We start from the raw sequence: 18,452 nt of genomic DNA on the forward strand, positions 1-18,452 counted from the left end.
CCCTGGGCAAGCCGCCCTCGCGGCCGGCCTGCCCAGGTGCCCGGCTACGGATCTTCCCGGCGGGTGAGCGGCCTGGTGTGCCGGTCGGGTGAGGCGGTGGCCCGGCAGGCGAAATGGTCCTTCGGCCCCAGGGCGGCCATGGTTGACGCGGTCCTGCGCCCGGCCGCGTACCCCGGCCATGCGATCGTCCACAACAGCGACGTCCATCGCGTCCCCGGCCCAATGCAGGTCGACGCGAGCTGTGCCCACCGCTGCACGCGGCTCGGGGCGACGCCCTCCGCCAGGTGGGTGTCCACCCGCGCCGGCCATGGTTCGTGCCGACCGTACGGAGTACGGCTGCCCCACGGCTGCGCGATCCGGTCCACCGAAGCCTCCACGTCCGCCTCCCGTGCACACCGGCGGCGCATGTGCGCCGCGGATCACCGGTACGCGTGGCCACAGGTTGCTCACGGAGCGGCCGTTACGCCCACTCCGCTCGCAACGGTGCGTGGTCGGCTGGAGGAGGGCGTCCACTGTGGTGATCGGCAAGGAGGGCGGGCCTGGCCCTGCTCATCGACCAGAGGGGCACGACAGCTCCCCTGCCCCGCCCGCACCCGGCTGCCGGTGGGTGCGCGCGGGCCGGGCCCGCGGGACTGCGGAGCCAACCGCGGACGTGGCGATGGCCCCGCCTTCTGCCGGTCAGGGAGCGGGACCATCAGCCGTCTGCGCCGCGGCAGGCGGGGGCGCTACTTGGGCATGAGGACGGTGTCGACGATGTAGACGTTGGCATTGGCGGTCTTGACGTTGCCGCAGACGACCTTGGAGGTGTCGTTGACGGTGTAGTCCTCGCCCGAGCCCTTGGTGGTGACCGTGCCCTTCTGCAGGGTCTCGAAGGAGCCGTTCTCCAGCTGCTGGGGGGTGAGCCTCTGGCCGACCACGTGGTAGGTGAGGATCTTGGTGAGGGTGGCCTTGTCGGCGAGGACCTTGTCGAGGTCGGCCTTCGGGATCTTCGCGAAGGCGTCGTTGGTCGGTGCGAAGACCGTGATGTCCTGGGCGTTGTTGAGGGTGTCGACCAGGCCGGCCTTCTTGACGGCGGTGACCAGGGTCGACAGAGCCGGGTTGTTGGACGCTGCGGTGGCGACCGGGTCCTTCGCCATGCCGTCGAAGGAGCCCGCGCCTTCCTTCGGCACGCCGGCACAGGCGGGGCCGAAGGGCTGGTCGCCGTCCATCGCCCCCTCGGAGGGGGTGCTCGCATCCTTCGTCGCCTCGTCCCCGGCGGACGCGGCGGGGGCGGCGGGGGCGGCCTTGGTGTCGTTGCCGGAGTCGGAGCACGCGGCCAGGGAGAGGGGCAGCGCGGCGGCGGCGACGACGGCGATCGCGGTTCGGCGGATCTTCAGGCTGTTCATGCTGGTTCGCTCCTTGAGGGGCTGTCTCTACGGTGTGTCGGCTTGGTCGGGGTCGGTTGTGTGCTGTCCCGGGCGCGGCCTGCCGGCCCGCCCGGGTGGTCTAGGTGGCGGTGACGAAGACGCTGTGCCAGCCGCTCGCGCCGTCGGGGACGGTCCGGGCGCGCTGCTCGGTCTGCACCTGTCCGGTGCCGTCCGTGGCGCGGACGGTGATCGTGTGGCCGCCGGGGGTGGCGTTCCAGCGGTGGGACCACTGGCGCCAGGTGTCGACGCCGGCCTGGGCGGCGAGGTCGGCGTCCTGCCAGGGGCCGTCGTCCATGCGGATCTCGACGCGGGTGATGCCGCGCCGCTGGGCCCAGGCGACGCCGGCGACGATGACGGTGCCTGCGGCCGGGCGGGCGAAGGGCTTGGGGGTGTCGATGCGGGACTGCGTCTTGATCGGCGCCTTGCGGGCCCACGTGCGCTTGACCCAGTACGGGTCGTAGGCGTCGAAGGTGGTCAGTTCGATGTCGGTGATCCACTTGCAGGCCGACACGTAGCCGTACAGGCCCGGGACGAGCATGCGGACGGGGAAGCCGTGATCGAACGGCAGCGGTTGGCCGTTCATGCCGACCGCGAGCATCGCGTCGCGGCCGTCCATGACGTCCTCGACCGGGGACCCGAGCGTCATCCCGTCCACGGAGCGTGCCACCAGCTGATCCGCCTTGCCTCCCCCGGACGGAGGCGTGACGCCGGCTTCCCGGAGGAGTTCGGCGAGGGGGACGCCCAGCCAGCGGGCGTTGCCGACGTAGGGGCCGCCGACCTCGTTCGACACGCAGGTCAGGGTGATGTCGCGTTCGATGAGCGGGCGGGCCAGCAGCTGGTCGAGGGTGTACGTCCGCGGGCGGGTGACCTCCTTGCCGTGGATGCGCAGCCGCCAGGTGCCGGCGTCGATCCTGGGGACGGTCAGGGCGGTGTCGACGCGGTAGAAGTCGCGGCTGGGGGTGCTGAAGGCGGTGATGCCAGGGACCTTGAGCCGGGTGCCCTCCGGGGCGGCGGGGGCGGGAGAGGCAGGACTGGGCAGGACCAGGGCCTCGCGGGAGGCGACAGCACCTTGGTCTCGCCGGCTGGTGAGGAACCGTCCCAGCGCGCCGGCCGAGGTCGCCGCCGCGGCGGTCACCCCTGCCGCGGTGAGGAAGCCCCGCCTGTTCCATCCGTAGGCGCCGGTCTCGCCGTCCACACCGGCTGGGACCGGGGAGGGTACGGCTTTGGACGCCAGGAGGTACAGCGCGACGGCGCCCGCAGCGGCTCCGACGAGGGAGGGCAGTGCGTCACCGAGGCCGGTGGAATCGGGGCGGCCAAGGGCAGATGCGGACCCGACGCCCCCGAACAGCAGCACTCCCGCGGCGCCGACCCGCCGGTGCGACAGGGCAAGGACGCCCAGGGCGACGGCGATGAGAGCGAGGATCGCGAGGATCCCCAGTCGCAGGACCGCCTTGTCGTTCTCTCCGAACGTGCGGATCGCGAAGTCCTTCACCGCGGCCGGTGTCCGGTCGATCACCGCGCCACCGACGACCGTCACCGGTCCGGCCGCGGGCCGCACCAGCCCGGCGACCAGCTCGGCCACGGCCAGGGCCGTGAAGGCAGCCAGGAGTCCGGTCGGCGCGCCCGGCGCGGCGCGGGAGAGGGTGCTGCGGAAGCTGCTCACACCCGGCATTCGGCGGCCCGCGCCCGGCGGATTGGCCCCACCTCCAAAAGGGTGAATACTTTTCCCGTGTTGCCATTACCGCCTCGCGGACGCGCAGGCCGCGGTGCGGTTCGGAGCACCGGCGTCCCGGGCGAACCCCGGGCCGGTACCGGCGCGGGAGACGCCACTGGGCAAGCGCGCAGGCCCCGGGTGCGGTGGCCGGGGAAGGGACACCGCCTTCGCGTCCAGCGGATGTCCGGCTACGCTGCCCGCCCCGCTCCTCGGGCGAACAGACGGCCCGCCAGGCCCGCCAGGCCCGTCCGGCCGCGGCACGGCGTGATACGGCGCGGCAATGTGGTGCTGCGGCACCTCCACGAGGGTGCCTCGGTCATGCAGCCCGCGCGGCCCACAAGGGGAGCGGGAGAACGTCGCTTCGCTCTCCTCACGCGCTGGCTTCGCCGCCGTACGCCCCCGGCTTGGCCGCCGCGCCCGGTTTCCCTCGACGGGTTGGTCAGGGGATGGCCCGCGGAATGGCGAAGCGCCACCCATCCACGCGCCCGTCCGCTACGAAGAACGGACGACGCACCTACAGGTTTCGGTGTCCGGCCGCCGCCGGGCGGCCCGATCGAGTGACGACAAGGACCGGCATGCGATGGATGCCCCGCCCCCCGACGGCTGCCCCCGGCCGCCCCTGCGCCTTCTCACCACGGCCGGAGCGGCGCAGGTGAACCAGCCGCTTCCTTTCGGCGTCGGCGACAGCGGCCGCTCCGCCCCCATCGATCTCACTGAGATCATGGACAAGGTGGCGCACGGCGACAAGCAGGCTTTCTCCGCCCTGTACGACGCCCTCGCGCCGCTGGTGTTCGGCATCGTGGTCAAAGTCGTGCGCGACCGGGCGCAGTCCGAGGAGGTCGCCCAGGAGGTCATGATCGACTTGTGGCGGCAGGCGGCGCGCTACCGGCCCGAGGCCGGCGCGGTGACGGCGTGGGCGGCGACGATCGCCCACCGGCGTGCCGTGGACCGGGTCCGCTCCGCCCAGGCCGCTGCCGACCGGGAACAGGCCCAGGCCGCCCGCGAGCACACCACCGCCTTCGACGAGGTCAGCGAACAGGTCGAGACCCGCCTGGAGTCCGAGCAAGTGCGCCGCTGCCTCAGCGGACTGACCGAACTGCAGCGGCAGGCGGTGACCCTGGCCTACTACCGAGGGCTGACCTACCGTGAAGTCGCCGAAGCCCTGCGCGCACCGCTTCCCACGATCAAGACACGCATGCGCGACGGGCTCATCCGGCTCCGCGACTGCATGGGGGTGACCACGTGAAACACCACGGGACCGACGCCCATACCCTGGTCGCCGCCTACGCACTGGGCGCACTCGACGATGACGAACGCGAGGACTTCGACGCCCATCTCCTGGCGTGCGAGGCATGCCGGCAGGAAGCCGCCGAGTTCCGGGCGACCACGGCACGCCTGGCAGCAGCGGCCGCCCAGCCGCCGCCCACCGCAGCCAAGGCAGAGGTCATGGCCGCCATCGACGGCGTACGCCAGCTGCCCCCGCGTATCCCCGCCCCCAGCGCGGCGCCCGTACTCGGCGGCATCCTGCGCCGACGGGCCGTGCCCCTGGCTTTGGCCGCCGGTGTGGCCGCGGCCGTACTGGGCGGAGTCGCGGTGTGGCAGGCGCAGAACGGACAGGACCTCGAACAGCAGGCCCGTCAGGCGCAGCGGCAGCTCGACGCGGTCAGCGCCGTACTGGCAGCTCCGGACGCCGGCACCGTCCACGGGCGGGCTGCCAACGGAGCCCTGACCACCGTCGTCGCCTCCGACCGGCAGAATGCGGCCGTCTTCACCGCCGCCAACCTGCCCGCTCCGGGAACAGGCAAGACCTACCAGCTGTGGCTCGACCACGACGGCACCATGCGCCCTGCCGGGCTCATCCACGGCGACGGCACCGTGGTCCTGACCGGCAATCCCGCCGACGCGGGCGCCGTCGGCCTCACCGTCGAACCCGCCGGAGGCTCCCCCAGGCCCACCACTGACCCTCTGCTCCTGATGACCCTTCCCGCCTGAGCAGGCGCTCCGCACCGATCAGCGATCGAGGTACCCCAAGGCCGAGGTACTCCACGGCCAGCACCCCGGAAAATCCGTACCAGAAGACCCTCCTCGACCAGGACGCCTTCCGGCTGATGCCACTCCTGGGCATCGAGGACCACGTACCGCCCCTGCAACTGGGCGCCGGCTGCGCGGGGCCGGCGCGCGCCGCCGCCCCAGACAACTCGACGACGAGGTCCACCGTCTGTACACGCACCAGGCCAACCCGGCTGGTGGAGGAGTACCTCCGGTACACCGGCCCGCGCCCGAGCGCGCCCCCGGCAACGTGCGCCAACTGGGCAACACCGTCTCGCCGTCCACCCTGGCACTCCTCCACGCCGACCGAGGGCAGGGCCACCTGACGTACGACGACGAGGTCTGCTTCTCCGTCGTTCGGTTCCGGCCCGGAACGCGGCGCCTTCACCGCCGCGGTCCGCATCCCCGCCCTCGCCGGTGGCCTCTCGCGGCCGACGCCTCGTAGCGAGCACGGGGGCGCACGATCCACCGGTGCTTCCGGAGGGCAGCTCCGGCGCACTACGGCAGCACGGGTTCGCAGGGGGTGCCACTGCGTCCCGCACCCGGCATCGCCCGCGGCCTCGGCGCCGACGCCCGTCAACGGGCCCCTGGGTCGCCGTCGCCGTCCTGGTCGGCCGAGTGAAGCAGTTCGACGACACGTTCCTCATACCGGACGCGAGCCGGGGAGAAGTCGTACGGCATCTTGCCGACGGCCTCCATCACGCTCATCCTCGCCCCGTCCTCCTCCTCGCCATTGTGCTCGTCCTCCCGGTCCAGGAGGGCGTCGAGCGCCTCTTCCAGACCGGATCCCTCGATGGCGGCTGCCAGGGCGGTTTCGTGATCACATCGCTGGGACGCCAGGTCCTCGATGCGGGGGTCGTCGGGGGACACGGTGTCGTCCAGGGCCGCCTCGGCCTCGGCGAGCCGGTCCTCCTCGGCCCGCAAATCGGGGTGAGTGGCCAGGACGATGAACCGGTCGGCCTGGGCTGCGGCGCCCAGGGGGCCGAGTATGCGCTCCGTGACCAGGAGGGTGTCGAGATCGGCGGAGCGCAGGGCTCCGGGCGGCAGATCGCGCAGACGGCCGGTGACCAGCGGGGAGAGCAGGCCCAGGGGGCTGCCCGCCTCGCGGAGACGGTGCACGGCGGCCCGCTGGGCCTCGATGGCGGCAGCCTTGGAGGTGAGGGACTCCTCCAGGCGGGCCAGGGACTGCTCGATGCCGGTGGTGCTCCTGAAGGCGGCGCGGATGTCGTCCAGGGAGATGCCCGCATCGGCCATCCTGCGGATCCACAGCAGGCGGATCATGTCGTCGTACCCGTAGCGGCGGCGGTCGTCGCTGCCGCGTTCCGGTTCGGCGAGGAGCCCGATGGCGTGGTAGTGGCGGATGGCGCGGGGTGTGGTCCCGGCGAGCGCGGCGGCATCGCCGATCTTGACCCGGCGGGGAATCGCGGGAAGGGGCATGTGGGGGAACCTCTCGATGTCGTGCTCGCCGCCCACTGGACCACATGCCGCTACGGCACGTGCAAAACCCCTGCGCGCAGCGGCGGCTCCGGTGTGGCCCGCGTGCTGACGTCCACCGCCGGCGTCTCGCCGAACTGCCGGGCGGTGACCGGTCCGTCCCCTGCCGCACGGCGGCGAGGCCGCCCGAGGCCGTGCCAGGCGCCCGAGGAGACCATGTTCGCTCCGGCGATCCTGATCCTCACCTGCTCGACCGCCGCGCTCAACTGCCGTCCCTGGTGCGCTCGACCTCGTCGAGCTGCGCGGGCCGGCCCGCTCGTGAACTCCGGTCAGCCGCGCACCCCGGTCGCCAGGACGCCCGGCCCACCCGCTCAAGCCTCCTCGTCAGGCAGTACGGTCACCTGTCGCAGCGCCCTTGCGCTGCCGGCCGGCCCGGGGGTCGGCCCGGTCGGCAGCCGGCAGGCCGACAGGCCGACAGGCCGGCAGCGGAGAGGTCCGCTCTGCGGCGCTGCCCCGGGGGAAGACCTCGGCCTCGCCATGGACGCGGCCCGTGGCTGACGGGCCAGTTGCCGCGGCGGGCGGCCGACTGCGTCCGGGCAACACGAGCCGGCCCGGCGCGGGTCGGCGAGGAGACGGTTCTGCACCGGGCACGTGGTCACCGAAGCGCGAATCACCTACCAGCCACCGCGCCTTTACGCAAAGTAGCGAGCGGATCACACCTGGTTCTACGCTGGCTTCAATGGGCGCGCGGCACGAATACAAGATCCTTGGGCCGTTGGAGATTTCGCGGGACGGCCACCTCGTGAACATCGGTGCGACCCGCCTGCGGGTCCTCCTGGTCGTACTTCTCAACGACGCCGGTGCGGTCATCCCGGTCGACACCCTGGTGGACCGGGTGTGGGGGGCGAGCCCGCCGGGAGGCGCGCGGAACACCCTGCAGAACTACGTCCTTCGGTTGCGGCGTTCCCTCGGCCCGGACGTCATCCGCACCCATCGCCGCGGCTACGTGATCGACATCGAGCCCTCCGCCCTCGACGCGCACCGTTTCACCGCACTCGTACGGCAGGGCGGCAAAGCCCTGGAGCGGGACGACCCCGAGCGGGCCGCCGCCGTTCTGCGTGAGGCGCTCGCCCTGTGGCGGGGCGATCCACTGTCCGATCTGCCCGGCGAGCTGTTCCCGGACGTCGTCCCCGCCCTCGTCGAACAGCGCGTCCACGCGTACGAGCTGCGCATCGACGCGGACCTGCGCCGCGGCCGTCCCGCCGAAGTCCTGCCCGAGCTGCGTGTGCTGACCGCGACGCACCCCCTGCGCGAACGGTTCTGGGCCCAACGGATGCTGGCGCTCTACCAGTGTGGCCGCCAGGGCGAGGCGCTGGCCTGCTACCGCGAGGTCACCGAACGGCTCGCCGACGAACTCGGGGTGGATCCCGGTGACGAGCTCCGGGACGTGCACCAGCGCATCCTGACCGCCGCACCGGACCTGGCCGCCGCACCCCGCCGGGCGCGCCCCGCCGGCAACCTGCCCGCGGAGACCACGACCTTCATCGGCCGGGAGAGGCAGCTCACCCGGACCCGTCAATTGCTTGAGCTCTCCCGGCTCGTCACCCTCACCGGCGTCGGCGGCGTCGGCAAGACCCGCCTCGCGCTGCGCGCCGCGCGGCAGGCCTCACCCCGCTTCGTCGACGGGGTGTGGGTCGCTGACCTCGCCACCCTCTCCGAACCGGCCCTCCTGGACCGCGCGGTCGCCGACGCCCTCGGGCTGCGTGACCAGTCCGCCCGGCCGGCCGCCGACGCGGTCGCCGGCCACCTGCGCGACCGCGAGCTCCTCCTCGTCCTGGACAACTGCGAACACCTGGTCCAGGAGGCCGCCGCGCTCTCCCTCCGGCTCCTGCGGGCCGCCCCGGGGCTCCGCATCCTGGCCACGAGCCGCGAACGCTTCGGCGTACCGGGGGAACACGTGCTGCTCGTCCCCGGCCTCACCCTCCCGGACCGGATCGGCCCCGGACCCGGCACCAGCACCGGCACCAGCACCGGTGCCGGCACCGGCGGGACGGTCCCCTCCGAAGCGCTGCGCCTGCTCGCCGACCGCGCCGCCGCCTCGTCCCACGACCACGCTGACAGCACCTACGCGGACAGCGAACCGGCCGCCGAACTCTGCCGGCGACTCGACGGCATCCCCCTCGCCATCGAACTGGCCGCGGTCCGTCTGGCCTCCCTGACCATCGAGCAGGTCCTTGAGCGCCTGGAAGACCGCTTCCGGCTCCTGACCGCACCCCGTACCGGCGCGCCCCACCGCTACCAGCACACCTTGCGAGGCGTCATCGACTGGAGCTACAGCCTGTGCACTCCCGGCGAACGCCTGCTGTGGAAACGGCTCTCAGTGTTCACCGGAAGCTGTGACCTGGACGCGGCCGAAGCCGTGTGCGCGGGTGACGGCACGGACGCCGACGGCATCGCCCGCGAGGACGTGGTGGACCTCCTCACCGGCCTGGTCCACAAATCGATCGTGGTCGTCGAGAACACCCGCGGCACCGCCCGCTACCGCCTGCTGGAGACCATCCGCCAGTACGGCATGAGCCGCCTGGAGGAAGACGCGGGTGCGGCGACGGGCCTGCGCCTGCGCCACAGCGATCACTACCACCGCATGACCGTCCGCGCCGCCACGGAGTGGTGCGGGCCCGCGGAGGTCACCTGGCTGCTGCGACTTCGGGCGGAAGTGCCCAACATCCGGGCCGCCCTGGAGTTCTGCCGCGACCACCCGGGCCGGGCCGCCATCGGCGTGGAAATCGCCGTCCACCTCACCCGTACCCGCTTCTGGTTCTTCGGCTGCACCCCCGGCGAAGGACGCCACTGGCTGGAGAGCCTCGTCGGCGCACGGGACGACCTGCCCGACGAGCTCAACGTCCTGGCCACCGCGATGAAGGCGTGGATCGCGCTCTGTCAGGGGGACCGCCCGGCGGCCCGGCGCTTCGCCGAGGACTGCCGCACGGCCGCGGCGAACTCCCCCACCGTGGCGGCCCTCTACATCGAGGGCGCGTACGACTTCCTCGTCCATGACAGCCCGGGCTGCGTCGAGCGGCTCGCCCGCGCCCGTGACGGATTCCGCGCCGCCGGGCACCCCGGGGACGCGCACATGGCCACCATGATGTGGGCCATGGCCGCCGCCTTCCTCGCCACCAGGGAAACGGCCTGGCTCGCCTGCCGCGCGTACGTCACCGAAGCCGAGGCCAACGGCGCGGAGTGGGCCCACTCCTGGGCCATCTGGTGCACCGGCCTGACGGAGGTCCTGCACGGTGACCCGGCCGCCGCCCTCGAACCGCTTCGGGACGCACTGGGGCGGCAACACGCCATCGACGACAGCTGGGGCCCGGTGTGGACCGTGGAGACCATCGCCTGGGCAATCGGTGCGCTGGGAGACCACCGTCGGGCGGCGCGACTGCTCGGGGCCGCCGACCGGCTGCGCGGCATCACGGGCGTCGCCCTGACCGGACTCCAGCCCTTCCACGCCGTCCACACGCGTACGGAGCGCCGGGCCCGCGAGCGACTGGGCGCCGAGGTGTACGCGGAGGAGTGGAACCGCGGCGCCGCGACGGAGCAGGGCGTCGCCCTGGCCCTCACTCTCATCGACGAGGCGTCATCACTTGGAGTGACCGATGAGTGACTGAGGCGATAGTGCGCTTCGGCAGGGTGGGCGGTGTCCGGGACGTGGTCGCGTCCCGGGCGCGCAGCAGATGAGGAGAACCACCCCCATGGCCCCCACCACACCGGACTTCGGTCCCCAGATCGACGACTACGCGCCGTCCCAGCCCGCACGCGTCTGCGATCCGCAGGCGAAGCCCGGACTGCTGGCCTTTCGCGACCTGGTGCTCGCTTCCTACCCCGGCACCCGCAGCATGGGAATCAGTCGCGAATGCGGGAAAACCGTCGACAGCGAGCACAAGGAAGGGCGCGCCTGGGACTGGGGTGTCGACCTCCACACCCAGGGACACATCGCCTCCGATCTGATCGACTGGCTTCTTGCCACGGATCGGCACGGCAATCCCCATGCCCTCGTACGTCGCTTCGGCATCATGTACATCATCTGGAACCGGCGCATCTGGGAGTCCTACCGCCCGAACGCCGGCTGGACCCCGTACACGGGAGTCAGCCCGCACACCGATCACGTCCACTTCAGTTTCAGCTGGGCCGGCGCCCGCAAGCAGACCTCCTGGTGGCAGACACCGGCAGGACCAACGCGGGCCAGGGTCGGTGTGGGTGTGCCGTCGGTGGTGGATCACGGTGCGGGGATGGTGGTGTTCGGGGTGGACGCCTCGGGCGGAGTGGTGCATCGGTGGCAGAACGTGGCGGGTGGCGCCTGGTCGGCGTGGACCGGCCTGGGAGGGCCGCCGGGTGGTGCGGTCGGACGACCGTGGGCGTTGGTGGGGCGGTACGGGAAACTCGCGGTGTTCGTCCGTGGAGCGGACGGGGCGTTGTGGCACACGTGGCAGTCGGAGGCGGGCGCTTGGGCGCCTGAGTGGGTGTCGCTGGGCGGCCGGCTCGCGGGCGACCCCTCGGTGGTGCTGAGCCCGAACAACGCCCTGTCGGTGTTCGCCCGCGACCCGGAAGGCCGGGTGACGCACACCTGGCAACGCGGTGCGGAACACGGGTACGCCTGGCACGAGTCGTGGGCGGACATGGAGGGTTCGACCGCGGGCCGTTTGTCGGTGCTGGTCGGCCGCGACGGGGGCATGGTGCTGTTCGCCCGTGGCGCGGACGGTGGCCTGCACCACCGTTGGCAGACGGGGACAGGTGGGCCGTGGTCCGGATGGACACCTCTGGGTGGGCGGCTCGCGGGCGACCCCTCGGTGGTGCTGAGCCCGAACAACGCCCTGTCGGTGTTCGCCCGCGACCCGGAAGGCCGGGTGACGCACACCTGGCAACGCGGTGCGGAACACGGGTACGCCTGGCACGAGTCGTGGGCGGACATGGGGGGCGCCGTGCTGGGCCGGCCGATGGTGCTGGTGGGCCGCGACGGCGGGATGGTCCTCTTCGCCCGTGGTACGGACGGCGGCCTGCACCACCGCTGGCAGACCGGGACGGGCGGACCCTGGTCCGGATGGTCACCTCTGGGCGGGCGGCTCAGCGCGGACCCGGCCGTGGTCCTCAACCCTAGCGGCGACCTGTCCGTCTTCGGCCGGGACCCCGACGGCCGGATGACCCACACCTGGCAACGAGGCCCCCAACACGGCCACGCCTGGAACGACACCTGGGTCGACATGGAAGGCAACCTCGCCGCCGACCCACCCCACACCGCACTCGCTGCACCGGCCCTACCGGCCCCACCGGTGGGCGAATCGGCTGCCACGGTTCCTGACAGCGTCGTCTCTTGAACGCCCCCCACTCGGTGTGCCGCGCCGGCGCGCGACCCGGACGGGCGAGAGGTCCTCCGTTCACGGAGCCACGCCCGCCCTCGAGTGGTCCGCACGACCGCTCGTACAGCCAACCATCCCTATCGCCTGGAGTCACCATGCGCATCCGACGCACGCTTCGTACCGCCATCACCTCCACCGTGATGACCGGGGTCTTCGTCCTCGGCACCGGAGTCGCCTCCGCCAGCAGCTTCCTCAGCTGGGAGGGCCCGCAGAACACCGGCAGGGCCAAGGAGGTCTTCGCCTGCGGCTGCAACAACATCGACCCCAACTTCCGTGCGGCGTACCGCTTCAAGCACACCGGCCAGGACGCCACCATGTACAACCAGGACAACTGCCAGGGGCAGTCGCACTTCACCTTCCACGGCAGCCAGGAGAGCAGGGACCCCTTCGGCTGGCGGAGCGTCTTCTTCCACTGCTGACCGAGCCACCCCTGCCGGTGGTTGCCCTGCCGGACCACCACCGGCAGGGCAACCCGCCCACGCGAGCACGGGGTTCGGACCAAGTGGCCCGCCGGGTAGGGGCCGTGGTCGTCCTCCCGCCAGGCGGAAGCCCGCCAGCCGGGACCGGCGGCCGCCCCATCGCCCATCGTCACCGATCCGGCCGTCCCCCCGGTCCCTGACGGCCGGCGCAAGCACGCCCAGCTGATCACCCGACTCGGCGACCGCCGCCCTCGCGCCGACGCGCCCACTCGGCGCTGTCCGACGCCGAGATCGCCCTGACACTCGTTCCGGTGCTCGCCCCGGTTCCGGTCGACGCCTGCGTGGCGACCCCGCTGAAGTACCCCGCAACGCCGCCCGCTACCCGGCCCCTCGCCAGGCTCCGAGCCACAACTGCGTTCTGCGCCCGCGGCGTTGCAAGGCCGGTGGGGTGCGGTACTGTGAGTGCAGCGTCGCGTGCCGGTGGCAGACCGTGTCAGGCATGGAGGCGCCGAATCGAAGGAGGTCGACGATGCACTCGTCGCACCCTTCGCTCTCGCGTGACTGAGCGCGAGACGACCAGGCTCGTCGCCTGGAGCCAAGAACTCCGCCGGGTGCACCACCGCCTGCGGGAAGCATTGTCCGTAACCCGCGCCTCTCTTGCCGACGGCACTCCGGGCGAGGCGGCCACCCGGGAACTCCTGCTGTACTGCCATGGCTTCTGCACGGCTCTCGACGGCCATCACCAGGGCGAAGACCGTACGCTGTTCCCGGCCATCGCGGCTGCGCACCCCGAGCTGCGCCCGGTGCTGCGCTCGCTGGAGCAGGATCACTCGATGATCGCCCACCTGGTCGGCAGTCTCCGGGCCGCGGTCGACCGGGCCGCGCCGCCCGAGGAGCTCGATCAGCACCTCGAAGGCATCGCCGCGATCATGGAGAACCACTTCCGCTACGAGGAGCGGCAACTGCTCACCGTGCTCGAAACCCTTGAGCTGGCAGCCGTACCCGGTGAAGTGCTGGGCCCGCTGTGACCGGGCAGCGGTCGGCGGTGGCGGGCCCACCCTTGCAGTGGCAATCACTGCTGCTGCATGTACTACGGGCTCCGCGGCGCGCCTCAGCAGAGGCTGACTGTCACTGCACTCCCCCACCCTCGTTGCGGCCGGGCGGGCGGCTCACCGGTGGCGGGGGCCCGTGGTCCGGGTGATGGCGGTCTCGACGGCCGCTATCCGGTCGGCGAGCAGGCCGAGCGCGGCCACCGCCCGGCCGAGGGCGTCGTCACCGCTGCCGCTCAGAGCCTGGGAGCGGATGTAGGCCGATGTCACGGCCTCCCATCTCGCCCGCTGCTCTTCGGTGAGGGTGCCGCGCAGGGCGGTGAGCTTGAGCAGGTTGGCTTCCGCGCCGGTGGTGAGGGTCTGGGCCTCGGCCGCGTAGTGGTCGTCGACCACCGCGGCCAGCTCGGCGTCGTTCAGGGCCGGGGAGACACGTGCGGCGATCTTGTTCATGTTGCGGTACGAGCCCTGGAGCTGGAAGGGCGGTTCCGAACGGCCGGTGTCGTCCTGGCTCGCGGAGGCGATGTAGGCGGCGTTGACCGCGAGGACCGTTTCCCGGGCCGTGAGCAGGTGGCGCAGCACGGCCAGGATCGGCTCCAGCTCTGCGGGCGCGTACGGGTAAGTGAGCCGGTCGCGGCGGGCGGTGGGGTCCCCGGCGGCCATGTCCAGCAGCAGTTCCAGGTCGGCGCGCTCGCGGCCGGCGAGCGGGGCGAGGAGCGGGTGGGAGGTCAGCGCGTTCTCGATGAAGCTCAGGGCGAAGGCGTTCTCCTTGCCGGTCAGTACATCGCCGAGGTTCCAGACGTCGGCGCGGTTGGCGAGCATGTCGGGCACGCGGAAGCGCTGTCCGGTCTCGGTGTAGGGGTTGCCGGCCATGCAGACGGCGAAGCGCTTGCCTCGCAGGACGTGGCCGTCGAGGGTGCGGGTGGCGTCGCACAGCGGGACGAACTTCTGGAGCAGCTCGGGCGAGGTGTGCTGGATGTCGTCCAGGTACAGCAGGACGTTGTTGCCGGCCGCCAGTGCGAAGTGGATCTTCTCGAGCTCACGGTGGGCGGCGGCGTTCGGCGCCTCTGCCGGGTCGAGGGAGGTCACGTCGTGGCCGAGGGCGGGGCCGTCCACCTTCACGAGCAGCAGGCCGAGGCGGTCGGCGACGTACTCCACGAGGGTCGTCTTGCCGTACCCGGGCGGTGAGAGGAGCAGCAGCAGCCCGTTGGTGTCGGCCCGCTTGCCCTCGCCCACGGCACCGATCTGCTTGGCGAGGTTGTCCCCGATCAGCGGCAGGTACACCTCGTCGACGAGCCGGCCCCGCACGAACGAGGACATGACGCGCGGCCGGTACTCGTCCAGGCGCAGACGTCGGCGCTCGTCGGCCACCAGCGCGTTCCTGCGCTGCTGGTACGCGCGGAAAGCGGGAACCACCCGGTGGGCGAAGTCACCCGTCCTGGCCAGGAATTCGTCGAGGCGGAGGAGGAGAGTGCCCCGGTCGATCCTCGGGTGCGTGCCGAGCAGGCCCTCCACGCGGGCGGTCGGCGCGCGGTCCACGGCCTGGCGCGGGAGCTCCGGGCACACCTCGATCGCCACCGCTTCGGCGAGGTCGCCCGGATCCACGTCCTCGCCGCTCGAGGCCGCGTACGGGAAGAGCCAGCCCTCCACCAGCCGTCGCGCGGCCGCCGCGTCCCCGTCGGCGAGGAGGGTGCGTACATCCTCGGCGTACGGCGAGGAGCCCACCGCCCGGTGGAACTTCTCCAGCAGCGTGCGGGCAGCGGGGCCGGTCGTGAAGGAGCCGCCGGCCGCCAGTTCCTCGACGAGGTACTCGGCCGCGGGACCGGTCAGTGCTCCGGCCTCGGACAGTTCACCGCGCAGCGCGTCCAGGGCCGGTGCCGTGCCGAAAGTGTCCCGGGCCCGGACCAGCGACGCGGCCTCGCGCGTCCATGCCTCCCGGCCGGCGGCGGTCGTTCCGTGGGCCCAGAAGAGCTGGGCGGCGGCCCTGTCGGCGGCCGGGTACCGCAGCAGCCCGGCCCGCTCGTGCAGCCTCAGCAGGACGGCCAGGACGGCGGCCGCGTCGTGGTCGTGGACGCCTCGCTCGTAGCCCTCGTCGTAGGCGGCCTCGGCCGCTCGCCTGGCCAGGTCGGGCAGGTCGGCTTCCGCGAGGGACTCGGCGCCGTGCTCGGACAGCAGCCGCGCGGCGAGGTGTTCGGCGCGGTAGACGTCGGCGTTCTCGGAGGGCAGGAGCTGGTCCCAGTAGGGGCGGGTGTCGGCGAAGCCGGGGTCGGTGACCGGGTGGCGGTAGTCGGTGCCGGTCAGCGCGAAGGCCAGGCCGCCGTCCGTGTGCGGTACGAGCGTGAGCTCCGGCGGGCGGGTGGTGACGGCGAAGCCGTGGCTGCCGAGCCGGATGGTGTCGCCGCCGTCCGCGTACAGCTCGGTACGGTCCCGCAGGGCACGTCCGGCTTCCTGGCGGGCGGCCCCCAGCCGGCCCGCCAGCTCCTCGGCCCGCACCTGGTCGCCGAGGTCGCGCAGTTCGGCGGCGGTGCGGCGGACCTTCTCGACCATCGGGTCGGAGGTGAAGTAGGTGTTGACCTCGTCGGGGCTGCCCAGGCCGGCCACTCGGCGGGCGATCGTCTCCAGGACGCGGGAGGCGGAGGTGGCGAGGCGTTCGGCGCGCCGGGCGCGGGCGTCCTGGAGGGCCTGCTTGCGGCCCGCGAGGGCGTCGTGGACCTCGGCGCGCTTGTCGGTGATCTCCGTGAGGAAGCCGTCGTGGTCGGCGAAACGTGACTCCAGGTTGTCCAGCTGGAGCAGCAGCCGGGCGAGCTGCGCGTCACATGCCTCCGGGGTGTCGGCCGCGGCCAGGGCACCGGTGACGGACTGGCCGAGGAGGGCGAACTCGGCTGCGAACGCGGCCCGTCCCTCCTGGTCGAGGAGTTCACGGCGGCGGGCGGCGAGGAGGGCGCGGACGCGGTTGAGGCCGCCCAGCACCTCGGCGATCCGCTCCAGGATGGCCGTACGGGCGGTCGCGTCGCCGATGTCCAGGCCGGCGACCACCTCGGTGAGCGTCTGGAGGCCGAGGACCTGCGCGTCGAGCCGCTCGGTGACCGTCGCTGCCTCGGCGGTCGTGGTGATCGCCCCGGCATCCGCGGTGAGCCGCTCCACCTCCGCGTGCTGGGCGGTGAAGGCGTCGTCGCGCCGGAGGAAGGCGACCGCCCGCTGAGCGGTCGAGGTGATGTGCGTCCCGGCGTCCTCGGCGAGCGCGTCCACTGCCGCGGTGTCCGCGTACCGCATCTCCTTGAGTGTGACCATGCGGCCCTGCGCACGGCGCAGTTCGGTGATGCGCTCGATCCACTCCTCGGCCGTGGCCGGTGCCTCACCGCGGACCCGCCGCACCAGCCGCTGAAGGTCCTCCCCGGCGTGTGCGAGGGCCTCGGCGGCCTGTGCGCCGAGGGCCTGTACGGTCTCGAACTCGCGCAACACCTGCTCGGCGGTCGCCCGCACCTCCTCCAGGGGAGCGCGCAGGTCGCCCGTCTCCGCGTCGCCCAGCCAGGGGAAGCGGTCAGCCGTCCGGGTGCAGGCGGTGACCAGCGCGGCGTACATCTCGCCGGTGGTGGTGGTCTCGGTGACCTGCCGGGCGATGGCGAGGCAGTCCGAGATGCCGCGGACCAGGTCGGCGTTGCCGATGCGGGCGAGCGGCCCGTCGCCCTCGGGGACGACCCCGGACACGTACGGCGTCCGCCACAGCTGCACCGGGTGGACGCGCGCGGGCTCGCCGGACTCGGCGCGCAGTGCGGCGAGCGTGCCGTCATCGAGGAGCGCGTGACCACGGCACGCGATCGGGGTGGCGATCTCCTTGCGGATGAGGTGGTACGGCAGCAGCAGGGTGCGCCCGTCCGCGCCGGTGTGGAATACGTAGAGCACGTCCTCGCCGTTGGGCGAGCGGACGGCCGCCTCGAATTCCATGCCGGAGACGTCCGTGTCGAACGTCTTCACCGTCCCGGTGGCCAGGCAGTAGCCGCCGGGGAAGACGATGCCCTGGTCGTCGGGCAGGCGGCGGCACGACGGTCCGATGCCGTCCAGCCGGACCACGGACTTGGTGAGCGTGTGGAAGACCAGGTGGCGCCAGGTCTCCTCCTTGTAGGGGCGGACGCGCAGCAGGACCAGAACGCCGACGATCGCGTACGCCACCTCCGCGTCCGCCAGCGACTGAAGGGGCTCGTCGACCGGCTCGCTGTATATGCCCTCACCGGTCTCGGTGTCGTTCTCGGTCTTCACGGTGAGCGTGCCGCCGACCGTGGAGACGAAGACCGTGCCGTCGGCCAAGGCGATGTGCGGGTGCCGCCCGAGGACGTGGTCGTCCCGGGTGGCCTCGGTCCACGTGAAGTCGTACGGGGCGGGGAGGACGTGGTCGCGCTCGCCCCGGGCGTCGAGGAACCGCACCTCGCCGGACGGGGCGAGGGACCAGCGCAGGACACGGATGTCCTCGGCCTGGGCCCCGGTCCGGAACACGGCCAGCAGCTTGCCGTCCACGTGCCGCAGCCGCAGCAGCCGCGCGCCCCGGTAGTAGCGGTGCAGGGCGGCGAACTCGGCGACGAACGTGGGGTCGTCGAGCAGGCCGGGCACCGCGTCGTCCGGGAGGCGGTTCAGGTCGGGGTCGTGGAGCGCGAAGACGTCATCGGGCGACGCTGCCTCGTACCCGACCAGCAGCACGTCGCCGACCGCGACGACGTCCCGGGCCACGAGGTCCCGCTCCGTGCGGATGTGGCCGGTGGCGGTGAGGGCGAGTTCGTGGGCGCCGAAGGCCGCGACACGCGCGGTGTTCAGGGCTTCGGCGCGGCGGGCCAGTTCGCCGGCCCGCGCGTCGAGGCGGTCGCGCAGCACCTCGTACGTCCCGGCGTCCGTCACCGTCGTGTTCATGCTCTCCCGCTCCCTCGTGTGCGTGGTGAAAAGAGTCCGGAGCTGCCGCCCCCCGCGCGGCAGCTCCGGAGGTC

The 18,452-nt window shown here is 72.6% G+C and carries 10 protein-coding genes and 1 pseudogene; 6 read left to right on the plus strand and 5 right to left on the minus strand.

Annotated features, from left to right (window positions below):
- Positions 1 to 53 precede the first annotated feature (53 nt).
- The 3 genes and pseudogenes from EIZ62_RS32300 to EIZ62_RS02930 all read right to left on the minus strand — a co-directional run.
- Positions 54 to 377, minus strand: a pseudogene (locus tag EIZ62_RS32300) (nitrate reductase); the annotation flags it as partial.
- A 348-nt stretch (positions 378 to 725) separates the two neighbouring features.
- Positions 726 to 1,385, minus strand: coding sequence for a fasciclin domain-containing protein (locus EIZ62_RS02925; RefSeq protein WP_156691148.1), 660 nt, complete (start codon positions 1,383 to 1,385; stop codon positions 726 to 728).
- A 100-nt stretch (positions 1,386 to 1,485) separates the two neighbouring features.
- A complete protein-coding gene (locus EIZ62_RS02930; protein ID WP_156691149.1) occupies positions 1,486 to 3,078 on the minus strand; it encodes a molybdopterin-dependent oxidoreductase in 1,593 nt (530 codons plus the stop codon).
- Positions 3,079 to 3,772: 694 nt separating this feature from the next.
- On the opposite strand from EIZ62_RS02930, the gene sigK reads away from it, so the two are divergent.
- Both sigK and EIZ62_RS02940 read left to right on the plus strand, forming a co-directional pair.
- Positions 3,773 to 4,366: an ECF RNA polymerase sigma factor SigK gene (gene sigK, locus EIZ62_RS02935; protein WP_156696167.1), complete on the plus strand. Its 594-nt coding sequence runs from the start codon at positions 3,773 to 3,775 to the stop codon at positions 4,364 to 4,366.
- Positions 4,363 to 5,112, plus strand: coding sequence for an anti-sigma factor (locus EIZ62_RS02940; protein WP_156691150.1), 750 nt, complete (start codon positions 4,363 to 4,365; stop codon positions 5,110 to 5,112). The genes sigK and EIZ62_RS02940 overlap by 4 nt, the downstream gene beginning before the upstream one ends.
- A gap of 633 nt (positions 5,113 to 5,745) precedes the next feature.
- On the opposite strand, the gene EIZ62_RS02945 is transcribed toward EIZ62_RS02940, so the two are convergent.
- Positions 5,746 to 6,606, minus strand: coding sequence for a MerR family transcriptional regulator (locus tag EIZ62_RS02945; protein WP_156691151.1), 861 nt, complete (start codon positions 6,604 to 6,606; stop codon positions 5,746 to 5,748).
- Positions 6,607 to 7,378: 772 nt separating this feature from the next.
- Here EIZ62_RS02945 and EIZ62_RS02950 point away from each other — a divergent pair.
- From EIZ62_RS02950 to EIZ62_RS02965, 4 genes are all read left to right on the plus strand, one after another.
- Positions 7,379 to 10,264 (plus strand): AfsR/SARP family transcriptional regulator, encoded by a 2,886-nt coding sequence (locus EIZ62_RS02950; protein WP_244375401.1) that lies wholly within the window; start codon positions 7,379 to 7,381, stop codon positions 10,262 to 10,264.
- Positions 10,265 to 10,352: 88 nt separating this feature from the next.
- A complete protein-coding gene (locus tag EIZ62_RS02955; RefSeq protein WP_156691153.1) occupies positions 10,353 to 11,972 on the plus strand; it encodes a PLL family lectin in 1,620 nt (539 codons plus the stop codon).
- A gap of 137 nt (positions 11,973 to 12,109) precedes the next feature.
- Positions 12,110 to 12,433: a MiAMP1 family antimicrobial peptide gene (locus EIZ62_RS02960; protein WP_156691154.1), complete on the plus strand. Its 324-nt coding sequence runs from the start codon at positions 12,110 to 12,112 to the stop codon at positions 12,431 to 12,433.
- Positions 12,434 to 12,990: 557 nt separating this feature from the next.
- Complete coding sequence (locus EIZ62_RS02965) at positions 12,991 to 13,461, plus strand: hemerythrin domain-containing protein (RefSeq protein WP_156691155.1); 471 nt, start codon at positions 12,991 to 12,993, stop codon at positions 13,459 to 13,461.
- A gap of 141 nt (positions 13,462 to 13,602) precedes the next feature.
- Here the strand turns inward: EIZ62_RS02965 and EIZ62_RS02970 are convergent, their stop codons facing one another.
- Positions 13,603 to 18,378, minus strand: coding sequence for a DNA repair ATPase (locus EIZ62_RS02970; protein WP_156691156.1), 4,776 nt, complete (start codon positions 18,376 to 18,378; stop codon positions 13,603 to 13,605).
- Positions 18,379 to 18,452: the final 74 nt, after the last annotated feature.

This window comes from Streptomyces ficellus (assembly GCF_009739905.1).
GTDB lineage: Bacteria > Actinomycetota > Actinomycetes > Streptomycetales > Streptomycetaceae > Streptomyces > Streptomyces ficellus_A.

Coding starts and splice junctions, on each gene's coding strand:
- EIZ62_RS02925 (WP_156691148.1), bottom strand. CDS start 1,385: ATGAACAGCCTGAAGATCCGCCGAACCGCGATCGCCGTCGTCGCCGCC.
- EIZ62_RS02930 (WP_156691149.1), bottom strand. CDS start 3,078: ATGCCGGGTGTGAGCAGCTTCCGCAGCACCCTCTCCCGCGCCGCGCCG.
- EIZ62_RS02945 (WP_156691151.1), bottom strand. CDS start 6,606: ATGCCCCTTCCCGCGATTCCCCGCCGGGTCAAGATCGGCGATGCCGCC.
- EIZ62_RS02955 (WP_156691153.1), top strand. CDS start 10,353: ATGGCCCCCACCACACCGGACTTCGGTCCCCAGATCGACGACTACGCG.
- EIZ62_RS02960 (WP_156691154.1), top strand. CDS start 12,110: ATGCGCATCCGACGCACGCTTCGTACCGCCATCACCTCCACCGTGATG.
- EIZ62_RS02970 (WP_156691156.1), bottom strand. CDS start 18,378: ATGAACACGACGGTGACGGACGCCGGGACGTACGAGGTGCTGCGCGAC.